At 38.6% G+C, this 17971-nt stretch carries 10 protein-coding genes; 8 read left to right on the forward strand and 2 right to left on the reverse strand.

The genetic code is table 11. From position 1 onward, the window contains the following. Positions 1-3: 3 nt before the first annotated feature. Positions 4-1818, forward strand: coding sequence for a LysM peptidoglycan-binding domain-containing protein (locus QFZ28_RS12920; protein ID WP_307194998.1), 1815 nt, complete (start codon positions 4-6; stop codon positions 1816-1818). 84 nt (positions 1819-1902) lie between these two features. Next, positions 1903-2673, forward strand: coding sequence for an NADPH-dependent oxidoreductase (locus QFZ28_RS12925; RefSeq protein ID WP_307194999.1), 771 nt, complete (start codon positions 1903-1905; stop codon positions 2671-2673). Positions 2674-2925: 252 nt separating this feature from the next. On the opposite strand, the gene QFZ28_RS12930 is transcribed toward QFZ28_RS12925, so the two are convergent. Next, the gene (locus tag QFZ28_RS12930) at positions 2926-3627 is read right to left on the reverse strand and encodes an AIM24 family protein (RefSeq protein WP_307195000.1); all 702 of its coding nucleotides are present in this window, start codon (positions 3625-3627) and stop codon (positions 2926-2928) included. Positions 3628-3784: 157 nt separating this feature from the next. Next, positions 3785-4018, reverse strand: coding sequence for a hypothetical protein (locus QFZ28_RS12935; protein ID WP_373428065.1), 234 nt, complete (start codon positions 4016-4018; stop codon positions 3785-3787). Between the two features lie 186 nt (positions 4019-4204). Here QFZ28_RS12935 and QFZ28_RS12940 point away from each other — a divergent pair, with 186 nt between their 5' ends. The 6 genes from QFZ28_RS12940 to QFZ28_RS12965 all read left to right on the forward strand — a co-directional run bounded on the left by QFZ28_RS12940 (position 4205) and on the right by QFZ28_RS12965 (position 17936). Continuing rightward, positions 4205-4957, forward strand: coding sequence for a hypothetical protein (locus QFZ28_RS12940; RefSeq protein ID WP_307195001.1), 753 nt, complete (start codon positions 4205-4207; stop codon positions 4955-4957). Between the two features lie 215 nt (positions 4958-5172). Beyond that, positions 5173-7395, forward strand: a complete 2223-nt coding sequence (locus QFZ28_RS12945; RefSeq protein ID WP_307195002.1) for a vWA domain-containing protein — start codon at positions 5173-5175, stop codon at positions 7393-7395. A 25-nt stretch (positions 7396-7420) separates the two neighbouring features. Further along, positions 7421-10780 carry a tubulin-like doman-containing protein gene (locus QFZ28_RS12950; protein WP_307195003.1) on the forward strand — a complete coding sequence of 1120 codons (3360 nt, stop codon included), beginning with the start codon at positions 7421-7423 and terminating at the stop codon, positions 10778-10780. 25 nt (positions 10781-10805) lie between these two features. Further along, on the forward strand, positions 10806-12974 hold the full coding sequence (locus QFZ28_RS12955) for a hypothetical protein (RefSeq protein WP_307195004.1): 2169 nt from the start codon (positions 10806-10808) through the stop codon (positions 12972-12974). Continuing rightward, positions 12971-16792, forward strand: coding sequence for a hypothetical protein (locus QFZ28_RS12960; RefSeq protein ID WP_307195005.1), 3822 nt, complete (start codon positions 12971-12973; stop codon positions 16790-16792). Before QFZ28_RS12955 ends, QFZ28_RS12960 begins: the two co-directional genes overlap by 4 nt. Before the next feature lie 193 nt (positions 16793-16985). Then, on the forward strand, positions 16986-17936 hold the full coding sequence (locus QFZ28_RS12965) for a ribose-phosphate diphosphokinase (RefSeq protein WP_373428066.1): 951 nt from the start codon (positions 16986-16988) through the stop codon (positions 17934-17936). The last annotated feature ends 35 nt before the right edge of the window (positions 17937-17971 follow it).

Genomic DNA, 17971 nt, shown 5'->3' on the forward strand with positions numbered 1-17971 from the left:
TTAATGCAGTTATTTTATACAGTCCGGCCAGGAGATACACTTTACCAAATAGCAAGACGCTGGGAGCTGCCGGTAGAGTCGCTGATCGCGGCGAATAATCTGTCCACGCCAAACTCGATTTATGTGGGGCAGCAGCTTTCTGTTCCTCCCGGAGTGGATGTGATTCGTGTGAAACCAGGAGATACGGTTTATCAAATTTCTCAGAACTTTGGGGTTCCAACTTCGGTCATTATTCAATCGAATAATCTTCAGCCACCTTATTTAATCCAAGCTGGCCAACTGTTGAAAGTACCACCCGGTGTGCCTTATTATGTGGTCCAGCCGGGAGACACCTTATTCCAAATCGCTAGCCGCTTTAACGTTATGACCGGGGGAAGCAGTAACTTTGAGTTAATCATGAAAGCTAATAACCTGTCATCTTCCGTTATTTCACCAGGTATGCATCTCGTCATTCCCTACGCTCCTCCTGGTGACAGAGGTTTACTTGCATATACCTCCAATCGAAGTGGAAGCTATGATATCTGGATTTATAATCCAAGTAATGGTTTGAATCAACCGCTCACAAATGGATTGGCAGAATCATATTCAACTCCATTTTGGTCACCCGACAGCACCAAAATCGCCTTTGTTGGAAAAAAAGCTATTCTTAACATTCTTAATTTAGTTGATAACAGTATTGCAAAAATTGATCAGTTTGCAGACGGATTGGGTGTTTTTCTAGACTGGTCTCCGAATAGCCAAGAAATCGTATATACAAAAACAAATGGCTTGGTCATTTACAATGTAATCACTCATCGAGCCCGGATCCTAAATGCTCCTGGCGCAACTGATGCACAATGGTTTCCGAGCGGGACGGAATTACTATTCCAAGCATCAGATACCAAGGGAGTAAGCCAGCTTTTTCGCATGAAAACCAATGGAACAGGTAAAGTGCAAGTTACTCGAAATACAGGTGGACGTCTTAATAATGTTCGACTTTCTCCTGATGGAACCTATGCTTTATATACGACCCCAGGTGTGAGCATCTCGATCATTTACAGTGTAAACCTTGCAACTGGAAACGTAATAGAAGTAAAGGGAGGTCCATTAGCGAAAAATTACTTCCCAACCTGGTCACCTGATTCTTCAACTATCGCATATAGTGCAACTGCTTTAGAAAACCTTGGGTATTTCTCACTGATAAGAACCTCTGGTAGACAAGGGATGAACGAAGTAACCAGAGCCATTTCTGATTGCTTTGCCACACCTGTCACCTGGTCACCAGATAGCAGGAAAATTGCCTATCTTTCTGGATGTAAGCAACAAGGCAGTTCCAGTGAAATCTGGCTGGTGGATTTAACTCACCCTGTCCCAATCCGACTTGTAGAAGGCGGCTCAATTACTGCATTACAATGGTCACCATTACCAATCACTTTTCTCAAAAAAACATACTCCAACTCAGTCTATAAAGTTCGTTTCCAATACCCATCCCATTGGCAGAGAGTAAACGATGAAAGATATGAGGGAGAAGATGGTTTCTTTCAAATTTCAGCCATAGCCTCAGACCAATCCATCGATGTGGTTTGTCAAAATGAAGCCTTCCATCAACTGAACCCATACGGTACACAACCGCGCATCCAGCATACGCGTATAGGTAATCAACCTGCTTGTTTGATTTTCCCATCTCAAGACCAACCAGCCGAGATGAGAAATCAAGCAGCCTTGATTGTACGGTATCCGACTCCGATTGTAATAGATGGAACACACTATCAGTACTTTATCCTGTGGGCTGACCAGAATCATATAATTGAAATCGGAAATTCACTTACATTTCAGTGATTCTCAAAGCGAGTTGCTCTTCCTATAGAGCAACTTTTTTGATAGGGTAGAATGTATATTAAATTTAGTATAAGGATGATACATATGAAAAAAGAGGAACAAAAAATGAATCAAGTGCTGGAAACCATGCTGGCACATCGCTCTATCAGGAAATACTCTCAACAACAAGTTTCAAATGAAGATTTGGATACCATTATTCGTTCTGTACAGGCGGCCCCATCCTGGGTTAACGGTCAACACGTTACCATTATTTCCATTCAAGATCCCGAGCGAAGAAAGAAGATGGCGGAGCTTGCAGGAAACCAAAAACATTTAATTGAGGCACCCGTGTTTCTGGTATTTTGTGCAGATTTCCACCGTATCAAGGTAGCTTGTGAAATGGAAGGGATGGAGTTCAAGGCTGCTGTTAATCCAGATTTATTACTAGTTGGATCAGTGGACGTAGGTATTGCATTAGGAAATGCCATTACAGCTGCTGAATCGCTCGGGTTAGGGACAGTGCCAATTGGAGGAATCCGGAGAAGTCCACTTGAATTCATTGAACTGTTGAATTTGCCAGAGTATGTAATCCCAGTTTCAGGCTTATGCATTGGTTATCCTAGTGAAACTCCAGATTTGGTACCTCGATTACCAAAGGCAGCCGTTTTTCATGAAGAAAAATACAAAGAGAATGTTGATGAAGAAATCCAAGAGTTTAATCAAATTCATCATGAAGCAACGAAAGGAAGACAAAGTGGAGGATCTACCTGGACACAAAGAATGGCTAATTTTTACAAAGATCCCTTCTATATAAATGATGGTTATAAAGATGTAGGAAAAATGCTGAAACAACAAGGTTTTCGAAAAGGCGATTAGATCCTATTGAGTTTGATATGATAAAAAAACTGTTTTGGTTACCTGTGCTCTTTAAAAATGGGACTTAAGGGAACCAAAAAACTGTTTTGGTTCCCTTTCCTTATAAATAATGAAGTAAAAGGTAATCAAAAGGAAGTTTTGATTACCTTTCCCTTTGGTAAAATAGGATTAAGGGAATCCAACAGGCAATTTCATTCGAATAAATACACTAAAAAGTCCTCACTATCTTAAGACTGGAGGACTTTCATTATATTATGACATACTTTGCTTCGCTCTCATGTATACCTCTTCAAAAGGCTGAATCACCACAAAGCCGTCACCATCAAATTTCATTTGAATCGACTCACCGCTGCCTCTTCCTAGAAATGTTTTTAACGTAATATCGGTTTGAAAGCTGGGCATAAGATTACCAGACCAGGCGACGGTTGCATTTGGGTCGGTAATAATTGGATTCCCTGGCGATACCCTTAATGTGATTGGCTCATAATGTGCCGTAAAGGCAATCATTCCGGTTCCTTCAAAGCGAACATTAAATAGCCCGCCAGCTAGCATTCCGGCAATTTTCTTCATTAATTTAATCTCCCACTTAATACTAGGTTCAAAGGCTAGTAGATCGTTCCCATTAATATAAATAGAATCATTTTTTAAATTGAGGATAATAATTTTCTTTCCGCTATCCGCGAGATATAATTTTCCTTTCCCATTGGCCTTCATTAAAGAAGCGCCTTCTCCTGTGAATGCCTTTTTTAAAGCAGTGCCGAGACCATGCTCTAATATTCCTTCACGGACAAATTTCATTTCCCCATGATACGCTACCATAGACCCAGCTTTGGCCCAAACCTGTCCGTCTAAGTTTACCTCCAGCATCCGAGGCGTCTCCAATTCAAAAAAACCTTCACCTTTATCTTTCTGCTCTGTTTGTTTGATGAATTCTTCAATCGAATATCTGCTCATTATTCCCACATCCTTCCATCTTTTATTATGTATCTCATTATTCTGTGTTTCAATGATTTTAGTAAAAAGAAAACCCACTAAATCGGTCCCTATCTGACCATGTAGTGGGTTAGTTATTATTCAGTAAAATTGTTTTCTACTTTTTTAACCTTAGAATTTATTGTCTCTTTTTAACCAAAAGGGAGTGGGCATTACCGACTTTTTCTTCTAAATAACTCAAAGAAAAATTACCGGAAGGATCAGTTAAATCACCAACTGCACGTGATAGGTTATCGATTACCATTGTCAGGAGTTCAGGCGGCATTTGCACATTTCTAAGATTTACCTCATCCATAATTTCATGAGCTAGCCTTTGAATTTTTCGTAAACGCATACCATCTGATGTCATCATCCATATGTCCTCCTTTAATATCATCCTGCCAAAAATATATGTAGCAGAACAAGATTCTTGACAACAATTTAATAATTCAAATAATTTAACAGCTAAACTAGAAGTAATGATTGACATTGATAATCATTATCAATTATTATCAAATTAACTACGTTGAACAAAATACATTTAGGGGGAGGTTTGACCATGAATCAAATACTGGCTATCACAGAGGATAACTTAAAAGACTTCATCACATGTCCTTACAAATTTTATTTTGAGTACTACGAAAAGAAAAAGCGTTCAATCAACTGGAGACAAGTCGTGCAGCATGTGGTAAATAAGGTTGTTTATACTTTTTATCAACTCCCTGCTGAACACCGACATTCAGGAAAAGTGCTAAGACTTGTAGATGAATATTTGAGTAGGGTATCTCCACACCTATTTGAATCTAGGATTCAATATTATTTGGTGACTGCAAAAATAACAGATTATCTAATACAACATATACAGGCCGAATCGAAGGAAGCTCCTCCTTTGTTTTTGTTTGAAAAACTAACTACATATATTGAGGAGTTGGATGTTGATTTATCCTTAACATTCGATGTTGCAGAGTGGTCTGATTCCTCCTTTGTGATAAAAAAGTACTTAGTGGACGCAACCCCAGAAATGTTAACGCTCTACTACCATCTGTCGATTGTCTTTTCTGAAAAGGTATTAAAAAGAACCCCGAAGAGAGTAGAAGTAATTACACTGCTTGACGGAAAGAAGCATGTCTTCATACCGACTCCTGAAGATTTACAGGAAGGTCTTAATTATCTGCAAGTGATGAAATATTCGATTGAGGATACTTCCAACTACTTTAAGACTAACAATGTAAATGAATGCAATTTATGTCCGTTTGTTAAGGATTGTGATCACGATACACAAGAATTTAACCCCAAAAAATACTTGTCATAATCGATATTGAAACATGAAAACTCCCACTCAATTGAATGGGAGTTTTCTTTGTTCACTGTGAGGATAGATTTAAGTAGAGATCACATGGTTATACGGTTTCTTGCTAAACTTTTACAATTGGGTCATGCATAATAAATGTTTTGAATAGGATAGGAGTAATTATTGAAAGAGTATGAGTTAACCGTGTGCGCTCGTTAGTGAAAGGAGTTCAAAGAATGATAGCTAAGTATAAACATCTTGTTATCATGCCAGTGCTGTTTATTTTTTCCTTTTGCATTTTAGCTTCAGCGGCGGAAGCAAAAACTAATTCCACTATTCCTAAAAATAAAATTGTTGCGCTTGTATATGATGATTCTGGCAGTATGTGGCAACAGTCTGGAAATGTACCGATTGATAATTGGAAGTATGCGAATTATGCTCTTCAAAGCTTTGTTGCGCTATTAGAAAAGCAGGACCAGTTAAGGGTCGTTTCTATGAGCTCACCAACCATACCGGAGCCGATTGAATTAGATGAAAGACTTCGTCAGCACGAAATTGAACAAATTCGAACATGGACGGGGAAAAGAAGTACTCCACTAGAATCTTTACATACAGCGATCAAGGATTTGAATAAGGCTGTAGAAAGTAATAAAAACTCTGATTTCTGGCTAATCGTTCTTACCGATGGGATTTTTAATGAAATTAACCATCTTGAACAAAAGCTTACAGCAGTACAAATTGAAGAGAACAAGAATACCCTTTTTACTAGTTTGAGAGAACTAAAGGAGAAAATGGATCAAAACGGTGCTAGTTTTCACAGCACCTTGATTCCCATTGAGTCCTATTTGAGTACGGAAGAGTTAGAGATTATGGCTGATTTTAAACGACAATGGACAGAAAGCTCTGCAGGAAATGTGTTAGTTAGCAATGGTGAGCAAGATATCATCCAACGCATTAATGAGGTTGCTGCACTCATGACCAATCGAGATCCGAGTGAACAGGAGAAATTTGATTTGCATCCGGTTTGGGAAGGGAATCAATTAGTCTTAGAATCTCCTTTCCCATTAAGGAGAATTACTCTTATTGAACAGTCCGCTGAAGAGAATGCCTCGTTCAAGGAATTTTATATGAACAACCAACGCATTGAACAAGGCATGGAGGGTCCATACAAAGTTATAACACCCGATGACCCAGCAAACTTACACCCACCCATTCAAGGAACATTCACGCATTTCAAAAACGTGAATGGTGACGGCGTTATCAAAAAAGGCACATACAAGATTGTTTTTGATAAGCCGCTCTCGGAAGAACAACAGAAATCTATCAAGATATTAGCAGAACCTGCGATTGATTTTAGAGTCGATTTTAAAAAAGCCAATGATGATGGGAGTCTAACTAGTGATTCTGAGGTTTTCTTTGCTGGCAGTAAGATGAGGCTTGAAGCCACATTGTTGAAGAGTGAGAGTAATGATGAAGAAATCGATTTACGTGATATCGATGTGAAAAGTTTGTTTGATGTAGAAGCAGATATTGATGGAGTGAAGCTCCCCCTTAAATATGATTCTAAGGTTAATAAATTCATTGGGGATTTCAAATTACCTCAAAAGGATAAAATTCCTGTCAGTGTAAAAGTCAATATTAAAGGATTTTATCAAAAAGTAAAGGAATCGAGCCTTCAAGTTAACCCAACTCGAAAATTGAGTCTTGTGGCCAATACCGATCGCTGGAGTACACCGTTAGATAAGTTAAACGAAAGTGATCCCTTTGTAATTACTCCGATGGTAAATGGTAAGGAAATGACTTCAGATGAGCTTAAAAAGGTTTTCAAAAAAATGAAAATTGACACCTCGAGTCATCTAAAAATTGAAAAAGAACAAAAAGGGAATCAAATTCTCATTTTTCCTAAGAGTTTATCACCGATTTTCCGAACATCGGTAGGTGACGTGCGCCTTCATGTAACCCTTCCTGGTCAGTATCCTAATGAAATCGCTGAAGAGACATTTACACTCACGATTGAAGATATTTCACTCATAAAAAAATATGGGAGTGTTGCTATAAAAGCGTTAATTTGGCTGGCCCTACTTGTGTATATCATTGGAATCATCATAAAACCAAGGTTTGACAAAAACCATATTTCGATTGAATACAAACAAAGCAGGAAGCGAAGTAGGCTACGAGATGCGCGCGGGATGACAGAAAACTTCCATACCAATTGGGTATATCGATGGCTTGTCCCCTTTTCGGCAGAAAAAAAGACCATTGGTGATTTAACATTTAAGGCTGACCGAAAAAAGGATCGTGTTTCGCTTGTGAAAGAGTCCCAGGACCCCAACCTCATTGTGAGACATGAAAAGCTTGAGAGTAGAAGTAAAAAGGCAGACTTACAGATTTATCATAACGATGAGATTCAAATTGAGAGAACTAACTACCATTCAGTTTATATATTTAAATCCCATTAAAAGTACCTTAAAAGGTGGTAATCAGATGAGCTTTAATGTTCCAACGATATTAATCGGTTTAGGCGGAATAGGGAGTAATATTGCCAATATGGTATATGGAACTGTTCCCCAGGAGCAGCGAGGGAGAGTCGCTATCCATGCGTTTGATACGGATGCGAATAGCATTTCTAAATTAGAGCACCTGAGAAACAGCGCTACACAAACAAGCACAAGCCATTCGGTAAATGAATATCTTCAGGCTAATCCTGAAGTATTAAAATGGTTTCCGAATAATCCCCAAATTAAACGGAAAACGATGACAGATGGAGCCGGCCAAGTTCGAGCGGTATCAAGACTGGCTTTTCGTTCAGCGATGTCACAAGGGAAGTTAAATGCCATGTGGGATGGGATTGAACGAATATTTCCTGTCGACAGCCACGCCCAATCATATAATGTCCGGGTGATTATTATTAGTTCCTTAGTGGGCGGAACAGGATCAGGGATCTTTCTTCAAATTGCTCTCTATCTCCGTGAAATGCTTGAGCGTAAGTTAAACTCGGAAAGTGTTCTCATTCGAGGTGTTTTCCTACTTCCGGATATTTTAGTAAGAAGTAATACGGTGGACCAAACGGAGTGGGAAGCAGTCCAAGGGAATGGGTACGCAAGCTTAAAAGAGCTGAACGCCATAACGCTTAGCGCCTCAGGTAATCATAAACAAAATGTGACAATTGAACTCGAATATCGACCGAATCAAATTGATTTAGAGGGCAGAACGGCACATGCGATTACAGATAAACATCTTCCTTATGATTTTTGCTTTCTATTTGATTACGAAAACACGAAAGGGCAGCATTTGACCAATGTCTCGGAGTATATGGACCAGGTTGCACGATCAGTTTATCTCCAACTCTTTAGCCCGATTTCAACAAGAAGCTTTTCTCAGGAAGATAACCAAATTAGAAGTTTGGTCGAATCAAACGGTCAAGCACGGTATTGTGGTGCTGGCGTTGCTTCCTTGACTTATCCTTATGAAGAGATTCTTGATTATTGTGGGTTAAAATGGTCTGTTAGTGGATTAGATGACTCTTGGCTTCGATTAGATAAGTTATTTAATGATGAAAAGAAGCGACATGACGATGACTTAAGAAATGGAATTCATAATGAAAAACCAAAGATAAGAGAGCTTTACGTTAAGTACTTTGAACAGATGGTGAATGACCAAGAAAAACCGAACCCGTTTTTCCGTCAGCTTGATTTTCAAGTTCATGAAATCGAGGATAAAGGTAAAAAAGGCGCTTCAAAAGCCGATATTTTCTTGGCAGAGGTAGAGGAATATGCAAAAAAAGTACTGAGAGATGATGTGGAGCTAAAAGAGGATTATGAAGATCATTGTGTGCTTGATGGGGGAAAACTGAAAATTAAAGATCGAGCGAAACAAGAAATTAATCGAATGGAGTCTGCCCTAGAAGACTATGCCAAAGAAATTAACAAGAAAATTAATGAATACAGTCATTTCATTGTTTACCAGATTATTGACGCCGATTATCATTCGCCGAATGGTGGTAATGGCAGCAGGTACCAGCTAAATACCTGGATCCTGAAAAAAGATTCACCTATACATCCCGTTGGGGTCCGATATCTACTCTATAGTATTCACAATAAACTTATAAAGAAGATCTCGCAATTAAAAGAGGAGAATCGCAGATTTAAAGAGCAAATGGATCGCTACCAAGATATTTATGATTTAGACCGCAATGATGGTGACGTAGATGATGCGGTTCGCCGGGTCGATAAAGCGTTAAAACAAGGCTTTATTTCCAGTGTGTTTCGAAATCAATTTAAAGATTTTGTTGAAGAATATACGGAAAAGGCGACGCATCAGCTGAGTACGCTTAATCGCTATAAATATTCCATGTTGTTAGAACTAGTCTTTTCTGCTCTAAATCAATCCATCAAGGAAATGATCGAGGATTGGCAAAGATTCTTTGATCATTTAATTGAAACCAGAGAAACGCTCCTGATGGAAATAAATCAATTAGGGAGAAAGTTTGATGGTGTGAGCGATCCAACGAAAATGTATGTTCTAGCAAACCAGGAAATGCTCGAACAAACGTGGGAACGGATTCGTCAGTCGGTGGATCATGGTTTTTTACCAGACAGTATCTCTCAGAAAATTTATCAGAGTCTCTACAACCGTTTTATTGAGCGGAAAAACAATCGAGGGTCTGAGGAGTTTTATAAAGAAACAAAGGTTGAAGTGTTTTTTAAAGAGAATGTTTTAGCCTTTTGTAGGAAGGAATTGGCGAGTAAGCATCACGATAAATTAGATTTAAGTATTACCCAAGCAATCAGAATAGAGGCTGGCCGTTTAGGGATGGACCCAGATGATTATCTTTATAAAAGAATGAAGGCTATAGAAGAACTGGCACAGCCTTATGTTCCAATTACCAATGATTATCGAAGTTTGAAATATTGGGGACTCCATACGGAAAGTTTTAACCTGCTCTCGGAGCAGCTGCAAAATGAGTTATTTAACGAAAAACAAATTGTTGATGATGCATTTAAGCGCAATGAAATTGTTTGTTATCGTGCCCATTATGGATTATCTGTTAGTGACTTTACCAAATTTTCCGCCGGGAAAAATGGGAAACCTCCAGGTGTTTATTATGAGGCCTATCATCGTTTAGTGAGTAAGCTAAATGAGGATGAACATCGAACGATTACCCCGCATTTGGACCGAAATTGGCATCTCCCTGCATATATGCCAGACTTAAATCCGGAACGCGCTGAGTTGGAAACCAATCGTACGGATCGTGCGTTATTACTCGGAGTAATATATGGCTGGCTTCAGTTAGTTAACTCTGACGGGAAGAGAGTCTATCAATATAGTGGAAATCAAGGCACAAAATTGCTACTGAAATTTGGAGAAAAGGTTGAAGGAGATACTTTCTTACTTCATGAAGCACTACCTCATAATCCAGTTATCTATGATGAAATTTTAGAAAGATTCCAAGAAACACAAGAAACTCAAATCAGAAATAACCGCAATATTCATGAGCACGATTTTTATAGGGGAGCGATAGAAATTTCAAAAGTAAGAAAAGATGGAATTCGTAATATCTTAGATTTGGTCTTGGCTTATGACCAAGAATTTATCTCCAATCCTTCCTTAATAGAGCGAGCCGACCGCCTGCGACAATGTCTGTTAAATGAGATTTGTGAATACTTTAAAAAAGTAAAGAGAACGGAATCTGCCAAACGTGGGGCTGCCAATTTGATTTACCAGCTTTGGAAGGAATCTGAGGTCAGACAAAGAACACCACAGGATTCAGAAGAGTACCACAAGTGGTTAAATGATATTAACAATAAATTGAACTCACTAAATCAAGAGCGAGTTTTAGTATAGCTTGTTTATAAAGGAGTGATCGTTGGTGCACTCAATCGTTATACACTTTGGTAAAAAATATGAGGACTGGCATTTCGTTGAGCCATTCTTTTATAAGCTGCAGAATAGTAAAGAATTAACCTTTTACTGGGAGGAGGAGGCCCCGGCCTCTAATCCTCTTTTTTTATCTGTCGTTGATACAATGATTGAACATCTCGACCGTCATCGAATAAAGGATTGGCAGTTGATTATTCTATTAAACTTAGATGATGAGCTTAATAGAAGGTTACGACTTACAACGCATCTCTCGGAAATAAGAAGAGACCTGCTAGATCCTTTAAAGGACAAGGGATTCTATCCGACTCAAACCATTTTACATTTAGTGGATATGATTCAGAGAACTTCTAATTATGCACCAATAGAGGAAGGGTTAAAACGCTATTGGGAACTTGACCATTATGGCTATCTGCTGAAAAGCACCATGTGGCCAATAGTAGGTAATGCTTTCTGTGAGGAAGAGATTAATCAACTAGACGAAGAATGGGGGGAACCCATTCAGCTTCAAGATATTGTCTTGGACCAGCCAGGTGAACAATTCATGGAGGCTTTAGAGATGAAATGTGAGCGGGTCACGACCTGCCTGGCTAAAAAGATAGACAAAAAGAAGGATCTTTTATTGTTACGTGAAGAGAAGCCGGGTCGTGATGAATGGATGACCAAGGATCAACTCGATATCGCCATGAAAGATTTTGAGAATAAGATTAAGCAAATACTCACACTGCCATTAACCCCTTCTTTAACCTATTTTACTCCTTCAAGAGAGCTTTCAAGCAGTTTGAAGTTTCATGTTGGTATCCAAAGTGAAATCGGTGATATTCGTTTGATTCGTCAGGAAATCATCCAAAGTTCTCATCGGGAACGAATGAAAGGTTATTTGGAACTGGTCTATTTTCTTCTCACCATCAGCCACCATCCAAAACTAATTGAACGGCTGGAAAAAGGAAGTACAAGTGAAATACAGATTTTATTGGAAAATGAGAGTCTCGAAACATTACTCAATCATTATTTTATGAGTTTGGTAAAAGCGAAAAGGCAATTAGAGGATCAATTATTGCTGCAAAACCAGTTTCATACCCATCGATTTCGAGACGATGATTTTTCTCCTTATACTGCAGCAAGTATTGAAAAGAGAAGAGATGTTCATCAACCATTGTTGAAGAGTTCAAAAATTACCTATCAATTCTATGATCAATGGCAAGATCAACTTTATAAAGCTGAAACTACTCTCATTGACCGCGAAAATGAACTGCTGAAAAAATCAAGAGAAGCGATAAGTAAATTGAATGTGTTAAGAAGGAGAAATGACTTTCTCGAAGAGGAAGAATTGATCGGAATTAATGACTATAAACAGGACATCCTCCAAAAAATTGGTGTTGTGCAAAGAGATGTCATCCATTCAGCTCCTGGAAGATCACAAGCTCTTACTACATGGCAGGATTTTGTGACAAAAGCAAAAAATCAAATGCATTTTCTCCTTCAGCTACTGCCAAATCAGCAGCAGTTCCTGATGTTGAGTATCCTGATTGTTATAATCCTATTCATACCTTTCCTGCATATGTTGGGGTCAAATGGATCTGCTGAGGTACCATCCTATTTTTACGGTATTGGATTTATTGTCACGCTTCTTGTTACGTACTGCGGGTATTTTTTTACCAAACGAAAATCCTATTATCACATATGGAAGTTTCAAGAAAAAACCTATGAGTATACCGAGAACATTTATCAAATGCAAGTCGATGCCCAGCACAAATATAATGACTACTTAAACCATTTATTCAGGCTTTTTTCGTTACGTAAATATCTTGAAAAATTATCTATAATCGGAGAAGAAAAGAAGGTACAGAATCTGCTTTACCGCTACCACCTTATTAAATTAGACGAATTCGTTCAGAGGACAAATCGATTGCTTCATATCCTGCAGATGAATAAAGAGACGTTTGCTGCTAAACAAGAACTAAGGGTACCAGGAATTAAATTTGAAAAAAGTATCATCGAGAATCCTATCTATTCTCCGTTTCAACCGTTAGGGGTACAGGGGTTAAACGGGCATGGAATTGAAGTGTATCTCGGCAGTGCCATCGAACAATACCCATCAGACTATATTCATGAACTTGAGCAAATTCGAATCCAAGAAGATAAGGTGTATAAACTATGAACGTATACCTTGAAATGTTAGGAAGTTTTGTCGTCTTTGGTATCAGTATTACGCTTCTCTATACGGCCAATTTTTCCCAGAATCAACGTTTTAAACAACTTTACCATCCGCTAATGGCTTTATTTATCTGTTTATCCTGGCTTTTATTGGATGAATGGCTTGCCGGTATATACCAAGAATTTCTTAAAGAAAGAATGCCTTCTCTATTGTCGAATGTCCAACTGTTGATAAATGTAACGATTTTGTTCTCGGTGTTGAGTGTTAAATGGTGTTGGAGAATTGCCGGAAGACCGCCTTTTAAATCTTTTGGAAAGACACGCTTCGTAAAATTAGTCAAAAAATTTGGTTCTGTTTTTTACCTACAAGAACTCGTGGACCGAGCAAAATCCAAGCTATTGGAGCAGGGCACCGTTTCACTGGTTTATTTTAAAAGTCGGGGACAGTTTTACTTGAAAAAGGAGTGGACCTATCTATCAACCTTTTTTAAGCTTACAGCTATTTTCCCACTGCTGCTTCTTGTGCTTCTTATTATTGCCAATGTATATGAACTTACCCTGATGCAGTATTTGCCTGCCTATCCTATTATCTCTTTTATTCTATTAATGGAGATTGCTTGGTTTTTAAATGGCCAAAAGGTACCCTATAGTGAAGGTATTATTGCTGGCAATAATGCCATCTCTAAAAGACTGGCAACCTATGAGGAATTATTTGATCAATACAAGGAATTATGGGAAGACCGACTTCTGGCCGCTGGGATTGTAAGAGAGAATGAGTATTTTCACCATCGAAAAGATCATTTCGCCTATGAGAATATCTCAACAGACCTGGAACATCAATTGATTATTCGTTCCATTTGTGAGGAATTAAAGAAAAAGAACATCATTATCGATGAAAGCTATACGACGATTATGTCAGAAATCATTCAGGAACATGATGTGATGATTAAGGATGTCCATTACCACGAATTCTCTTCCTATTTCTTTCCCGCTTTGTACCATTTGCTGGCTAAAAATAAGAAGATATTGATGATTGCCCACAGCCAAGGTGCTGCAGCGGAAGCGGTCGAATGGGTGTCAAAGGGAATTAGAGAAGTGACAGGGATGGACCAGTTATGGAAGGTTAGCACCTATTTAGATGCCCTCGAACAAAACATAGATTCTGATGTATTAATTGTTTCGCCAGATACGTTGAAAGAGAAACGATTTCTGCACTACTTTCGTCAGTTAGAAAAAACAAAGCTTTTGGAAGGCATATTGTTGTTACATGCAGAAAAGCTGATTCCTACCTATTCCACTATCATTCAAGCCTTTAACCTAAATGTTAGGGAGCTACTTGGAAAAAAGCCACAATATATCATTTTAACAGAATGGTATGAAGGACTAGAACATACCATCCGATCACTCTTGCAATGTGAGCCTAAGGGTATTCCTGCTCCGTCAAGCACCAGTCAAAATTTATATTATATGGTTTGGAAAAATGAAGGTAAAAAATGGTTTCAGCATAAGATCCTGCCGAAAATTTCGCACCGTCATTTGGATGCAGAAGTGGTCTTATCCATGCCTGCTTTAAAGGCGAATATTGAACCTATACACTTCATCAACCAGCAAAACACTACTGTTAAAGAAAGTATCCAAGAAATGATGGATATGAAGAAGGCGTTATTTGATCTTGGTTTTGATTTAGAAACGCTGGATCAAATGGCAAAAATGATACAGGTTCAGGATAGTACCCTGTCGATTCCGTTGGATGATTTTACACTTCTTCTCATTCGGGATGATCACCACAATTTAGTGAGGCATTTAAATGTGTGGAAAGGAACCGGCAAAGAGGCTTCCTTCGTTCACATCGTCAGCCCGCCTTACTTACTTCGAGATTATTTAGCGGATCAGTTGGATTTCTATATGAGTACGAATCGGACCATTGCTCCTTTAGCTCCACGCTTATCTCAATCACTTTGGAGTATTGCGTATGGTCTGTTAGAACGCTTATGTCATTTTTATATCATGGAAGAGGAAGTAGAGAGCTATTTAAGCAGAGCGAAAATTAGCTCTTATCGCTCGATTGTCGAAGGTATTCACGAGTTGTTCTCAAACGCCTTTGGTCTTAAAGTAGCATATCGATACAGTATTGAATCAGAGGAACTTGTAACCTTTGATCGTTCCAAAAAGGATTTTGTGACGAAAAACCGATACAGGATTCAGTATGCAGCTAAGGAAAAGATTTTACCAAAAGGGTTCCGTTTTATTCAGATTAAGCATAACGACAAGTGTCTCGCTGAGATTTTTGAGGGTCACCTCTATCAACAATACCTGCCTGGACAATACCATTCTTTTAATGGTGAACTTTATAAAATCCAAAAGGTCGATTTAGAACATGGAATGGTGGAAGTCACCTTTGAACAAATTTTTGAGCAGAAAAATTACCGCCCGATTAAAGAATATAAATTAAGCAAAATCTCAGAAGAACGCAATTTTAAAAGAAAAATGATTTCATTTGAACAGATTGATGTCTGTATGGGTATGCTGCAGGCCAATGTGGAGATTAAAACAAGCGGTTATCTAGAATTCAACGGAATGTTAAACCTAAAAACGATGAAGGTTCATTCTTATCATCAAGAAGAACAGATAACAAGGAATTATGAGAACGGTTATATTTTACGTATTGAGATACGATCAAAACTTGGGCTAATTGAAAATGCCACAAAAATTGAATTTACGCTCACGCTATTACTGAATGAGTTGTTTTTATCTTTATTCCCGGATACACACCATTTTGTGAAGGCATGCTCCCGTTTGGATGAATCATTTTTTGACCTGACAAATTCACAGTCTAGAAATTTACATTTGATTACTCCTTCCTTCCAAGTAGATGATGACCCAGAGGAAGAAGGGAAAATCACGCTTTACATTATTGAAGATTCTCCTGTGCACTTGGGTATGTTAGAAGCAATTGAACATAATTGGGAAAAAGTCTTTGATCTATTAAATGACTATTTATTTTGGTTATTAAATGAAAGTAAAGGTAGTAGTGATTATCTGTATTTTGGTTACGACCAGTATCCTGCGGAACTTATTTTAAGCGAAACGTTTGCGATTTTAGATATGTTGTTAACAAGGAAAAAACTAAGGGAAGTTCGAAATGAATATCTAGGAAGAATGGTAGATGGAGATATCGTAAAAATCATTAGCAGTGAAACGCAATGTGTGTTCTGTGGCAGAAGTGTTTCTGCGGCTCAAATTCATCAACTTAATGATGGCAGACAAAGGTGCTTAACTTGTAATGAGTCCGCTGTCGACCACGTACTAGGCGTTGAGCCGCTTTATAGAGAGGTTCGTCAATTCTTTAAAGATGTATATTTAGTAAACTTACCTGAAGATATAGCGCTATTTGTGCTAAGTGCAGCAGAAATTCACAAAATGAGTGGTTTACCTTTTATTCCGGAAGCAGGTAATCCTCGTTTAACCGGTAAAGCCAGCCTGGATGGTGATGGCAACCTCAGAGTACTAGTTGAAAACGGATCACCGAGAACCCACACACTTTCCACCCTAGCGCATGAATTAACCCATATTTGGCAATATGAAAATCTACAAGCGAGTGAACTGGATATAGAAGAGCTTGAAGGATTTGCTTCTTGGGTAGAAGTACACATGATGACGCAAATGGGAGAAGTACCTTATACCAACATGCTGAAAGAACAACTTGAATACAGGCAGGACTCATATGGCAGAGGTTACCGACTCATCGAAGAGAAATTATCCATTCTCCCATACAACGCGACTCCATTTGACTTGTATGCACCTGATGAGGTCGGGATGTAATCAAATACAAAGTAGCTTAGTGGAAAAGAGTTCACACTAAGCTGTTTTTTTATTGCCCAAAAAATTATTTTGTAATGCTGTCCTGTGTTCGAAGGTTCTAATATGAAATATTGTTCTAATGACCTAATTTCATGTAAAATAGGTAAATAAGACGTTAAGGAATTGTAAATAACCAATGCATGGGGGACATAAAGTGTCATATCAATTAAAAAAAGGTATTAAATTGTTTGCACTAAATTCAAATCAGAGCTTGGCAAAAGAGATGGCCAAGCATTTAGGCTGTGAGGTTGGGAGGAGCTCGGTCACTCAATTTAGTGATGGAGAAATCCAAGTGAATATAGAAGAGAGTGTGCGCGGCTCCGACGTTTATGTGGTTCAATCCACTTCACACCCAAATAATGACCATATCATGGAGCTGCTGATTATGATTGATGCGTTAAAAAGAGCTTCAGCGAAAATGATTAATGTGGTCATTCCTTATTACAGCTATGCACGCCAGGATCGTAAAGCTAGATCCCGAGAGCCGATTACAGCTAAATTAATTGCGAACCTCCTTGAAAAATCAGGTGCTACTAGAATTCTGACCATGGATTTTCATTCCCCACAGGTACAGGGCTTTTTTGATATCCCTGTGGATCATTTAATTGGAATTCCGATTCTAGCACAGTATTTTGAGAAAAAGGGACTTGAGGATGTTGTAATTGTGGCACCCCACAACGGTGCCGTGGGGAGAGCGAGGAAAATGGCCAATCTATTAAATGCCCCGCTTGCCCTCATCGATCGACGCCGCCCTACACCATATACGTCTGAAATTTTGAATATTATTGGGAATATTGAAGGTAAAAATACGATTATTGTAGATGATTTAATTAATACTGCAGCAACTACGACCTTAGCTGCAAATGCTCTAATGGAGCATGGGGCAAAAGAGGTATATGCTTGCTGTACACACGCTGTTCTCTCTGGACTAGCTGTCGAAAGAATTGAATCATCAGCCATTCAAGAATTAGTCGTAACGAATACGATTGATCAGCCCGACGAAAAGCAAATTAATAAAATTACGAAGCTATCCGTAGCACCATTACTTGCAGATGCGATTGACCGTATTCATAATGAAAAAGCAGTTAGTCCTTTATTTGAATAATTTAAAGTTTTGAAGGCAGCCGGATGGTATTCAGC

The sequence above is a fragment of the Neobacillus niacini genome, from assembly GCF_030817695.1.
GTDB classification, from domain to species: domain Bacteria; phylum Bacillota; class Bacilli; order Bacillales; family Cytobacillaceae; genus Neobacillus; species Neobacillus niacini_F.

What these genes read in the sequence shown, in the direction of transcription:
- QFZ28_RS12920 (WP_307194998.1), top strand. Translation starts at nt 4, where the DNA reads ATGCAGTTATTTTATACAGTCCGGCCAGGAGATACACTTTACCAAATA.
- QFZ28_RS12925 (WP_307194999.1), top strand. Translation starts at nt 1,903, where the DNA reads ATGAAAAAAGAGGAACAAAAAATGAATCAAGTGCTGGAAACCATGCTG.
- QFZ28_RS12930 (WP_307195000.1), bottom strand. Translation starts at nt 3,627, where the DNA reads ATGAGCAGATATTCGATTGAAGAATTCATCAAACAAACAGAGCAGAAA.
- QFZ28_RS12935 (WP_373428065.1), bottom strand. Translation starts at nt 4,018, where the DNA reads ATGATGACATCAGATGGTATGCGTTTACGAAAAATTCAAAGGCTAGCT.
- QFZ28_RS12940 (WP_307195001.1), top strand. Translation starts at nt 4,205, where the DNA reads ATGAATCAAATACTGGCTATCACAGAGGATAACTTAAAAGACTTCATC.
- QFZ28_RS12945 (WP_307195002.1), top strand. Translation starts at nt 5,173, where the DNA reads ATGATAGCTAAGTATAAACATCTTGTTATCATGCCAGTGCTGTTTATT.
- QFZ28_RS12950 (WP_307195003.1), top strand. Translation starts at nt 7,421, where the DNA reads ATGAGCTTTAATGTTCCAACGATATTAATCGGTTTAGGCGGAATAGGG.
- QFZ28_RS12960 (WP_307195005.1), top strand. Translation starts at nt 12,971, where the DNA reads ATGAACGTATACCTTGAAATGTTAGGAAGTTTTGTCGTCTTTGGTATC.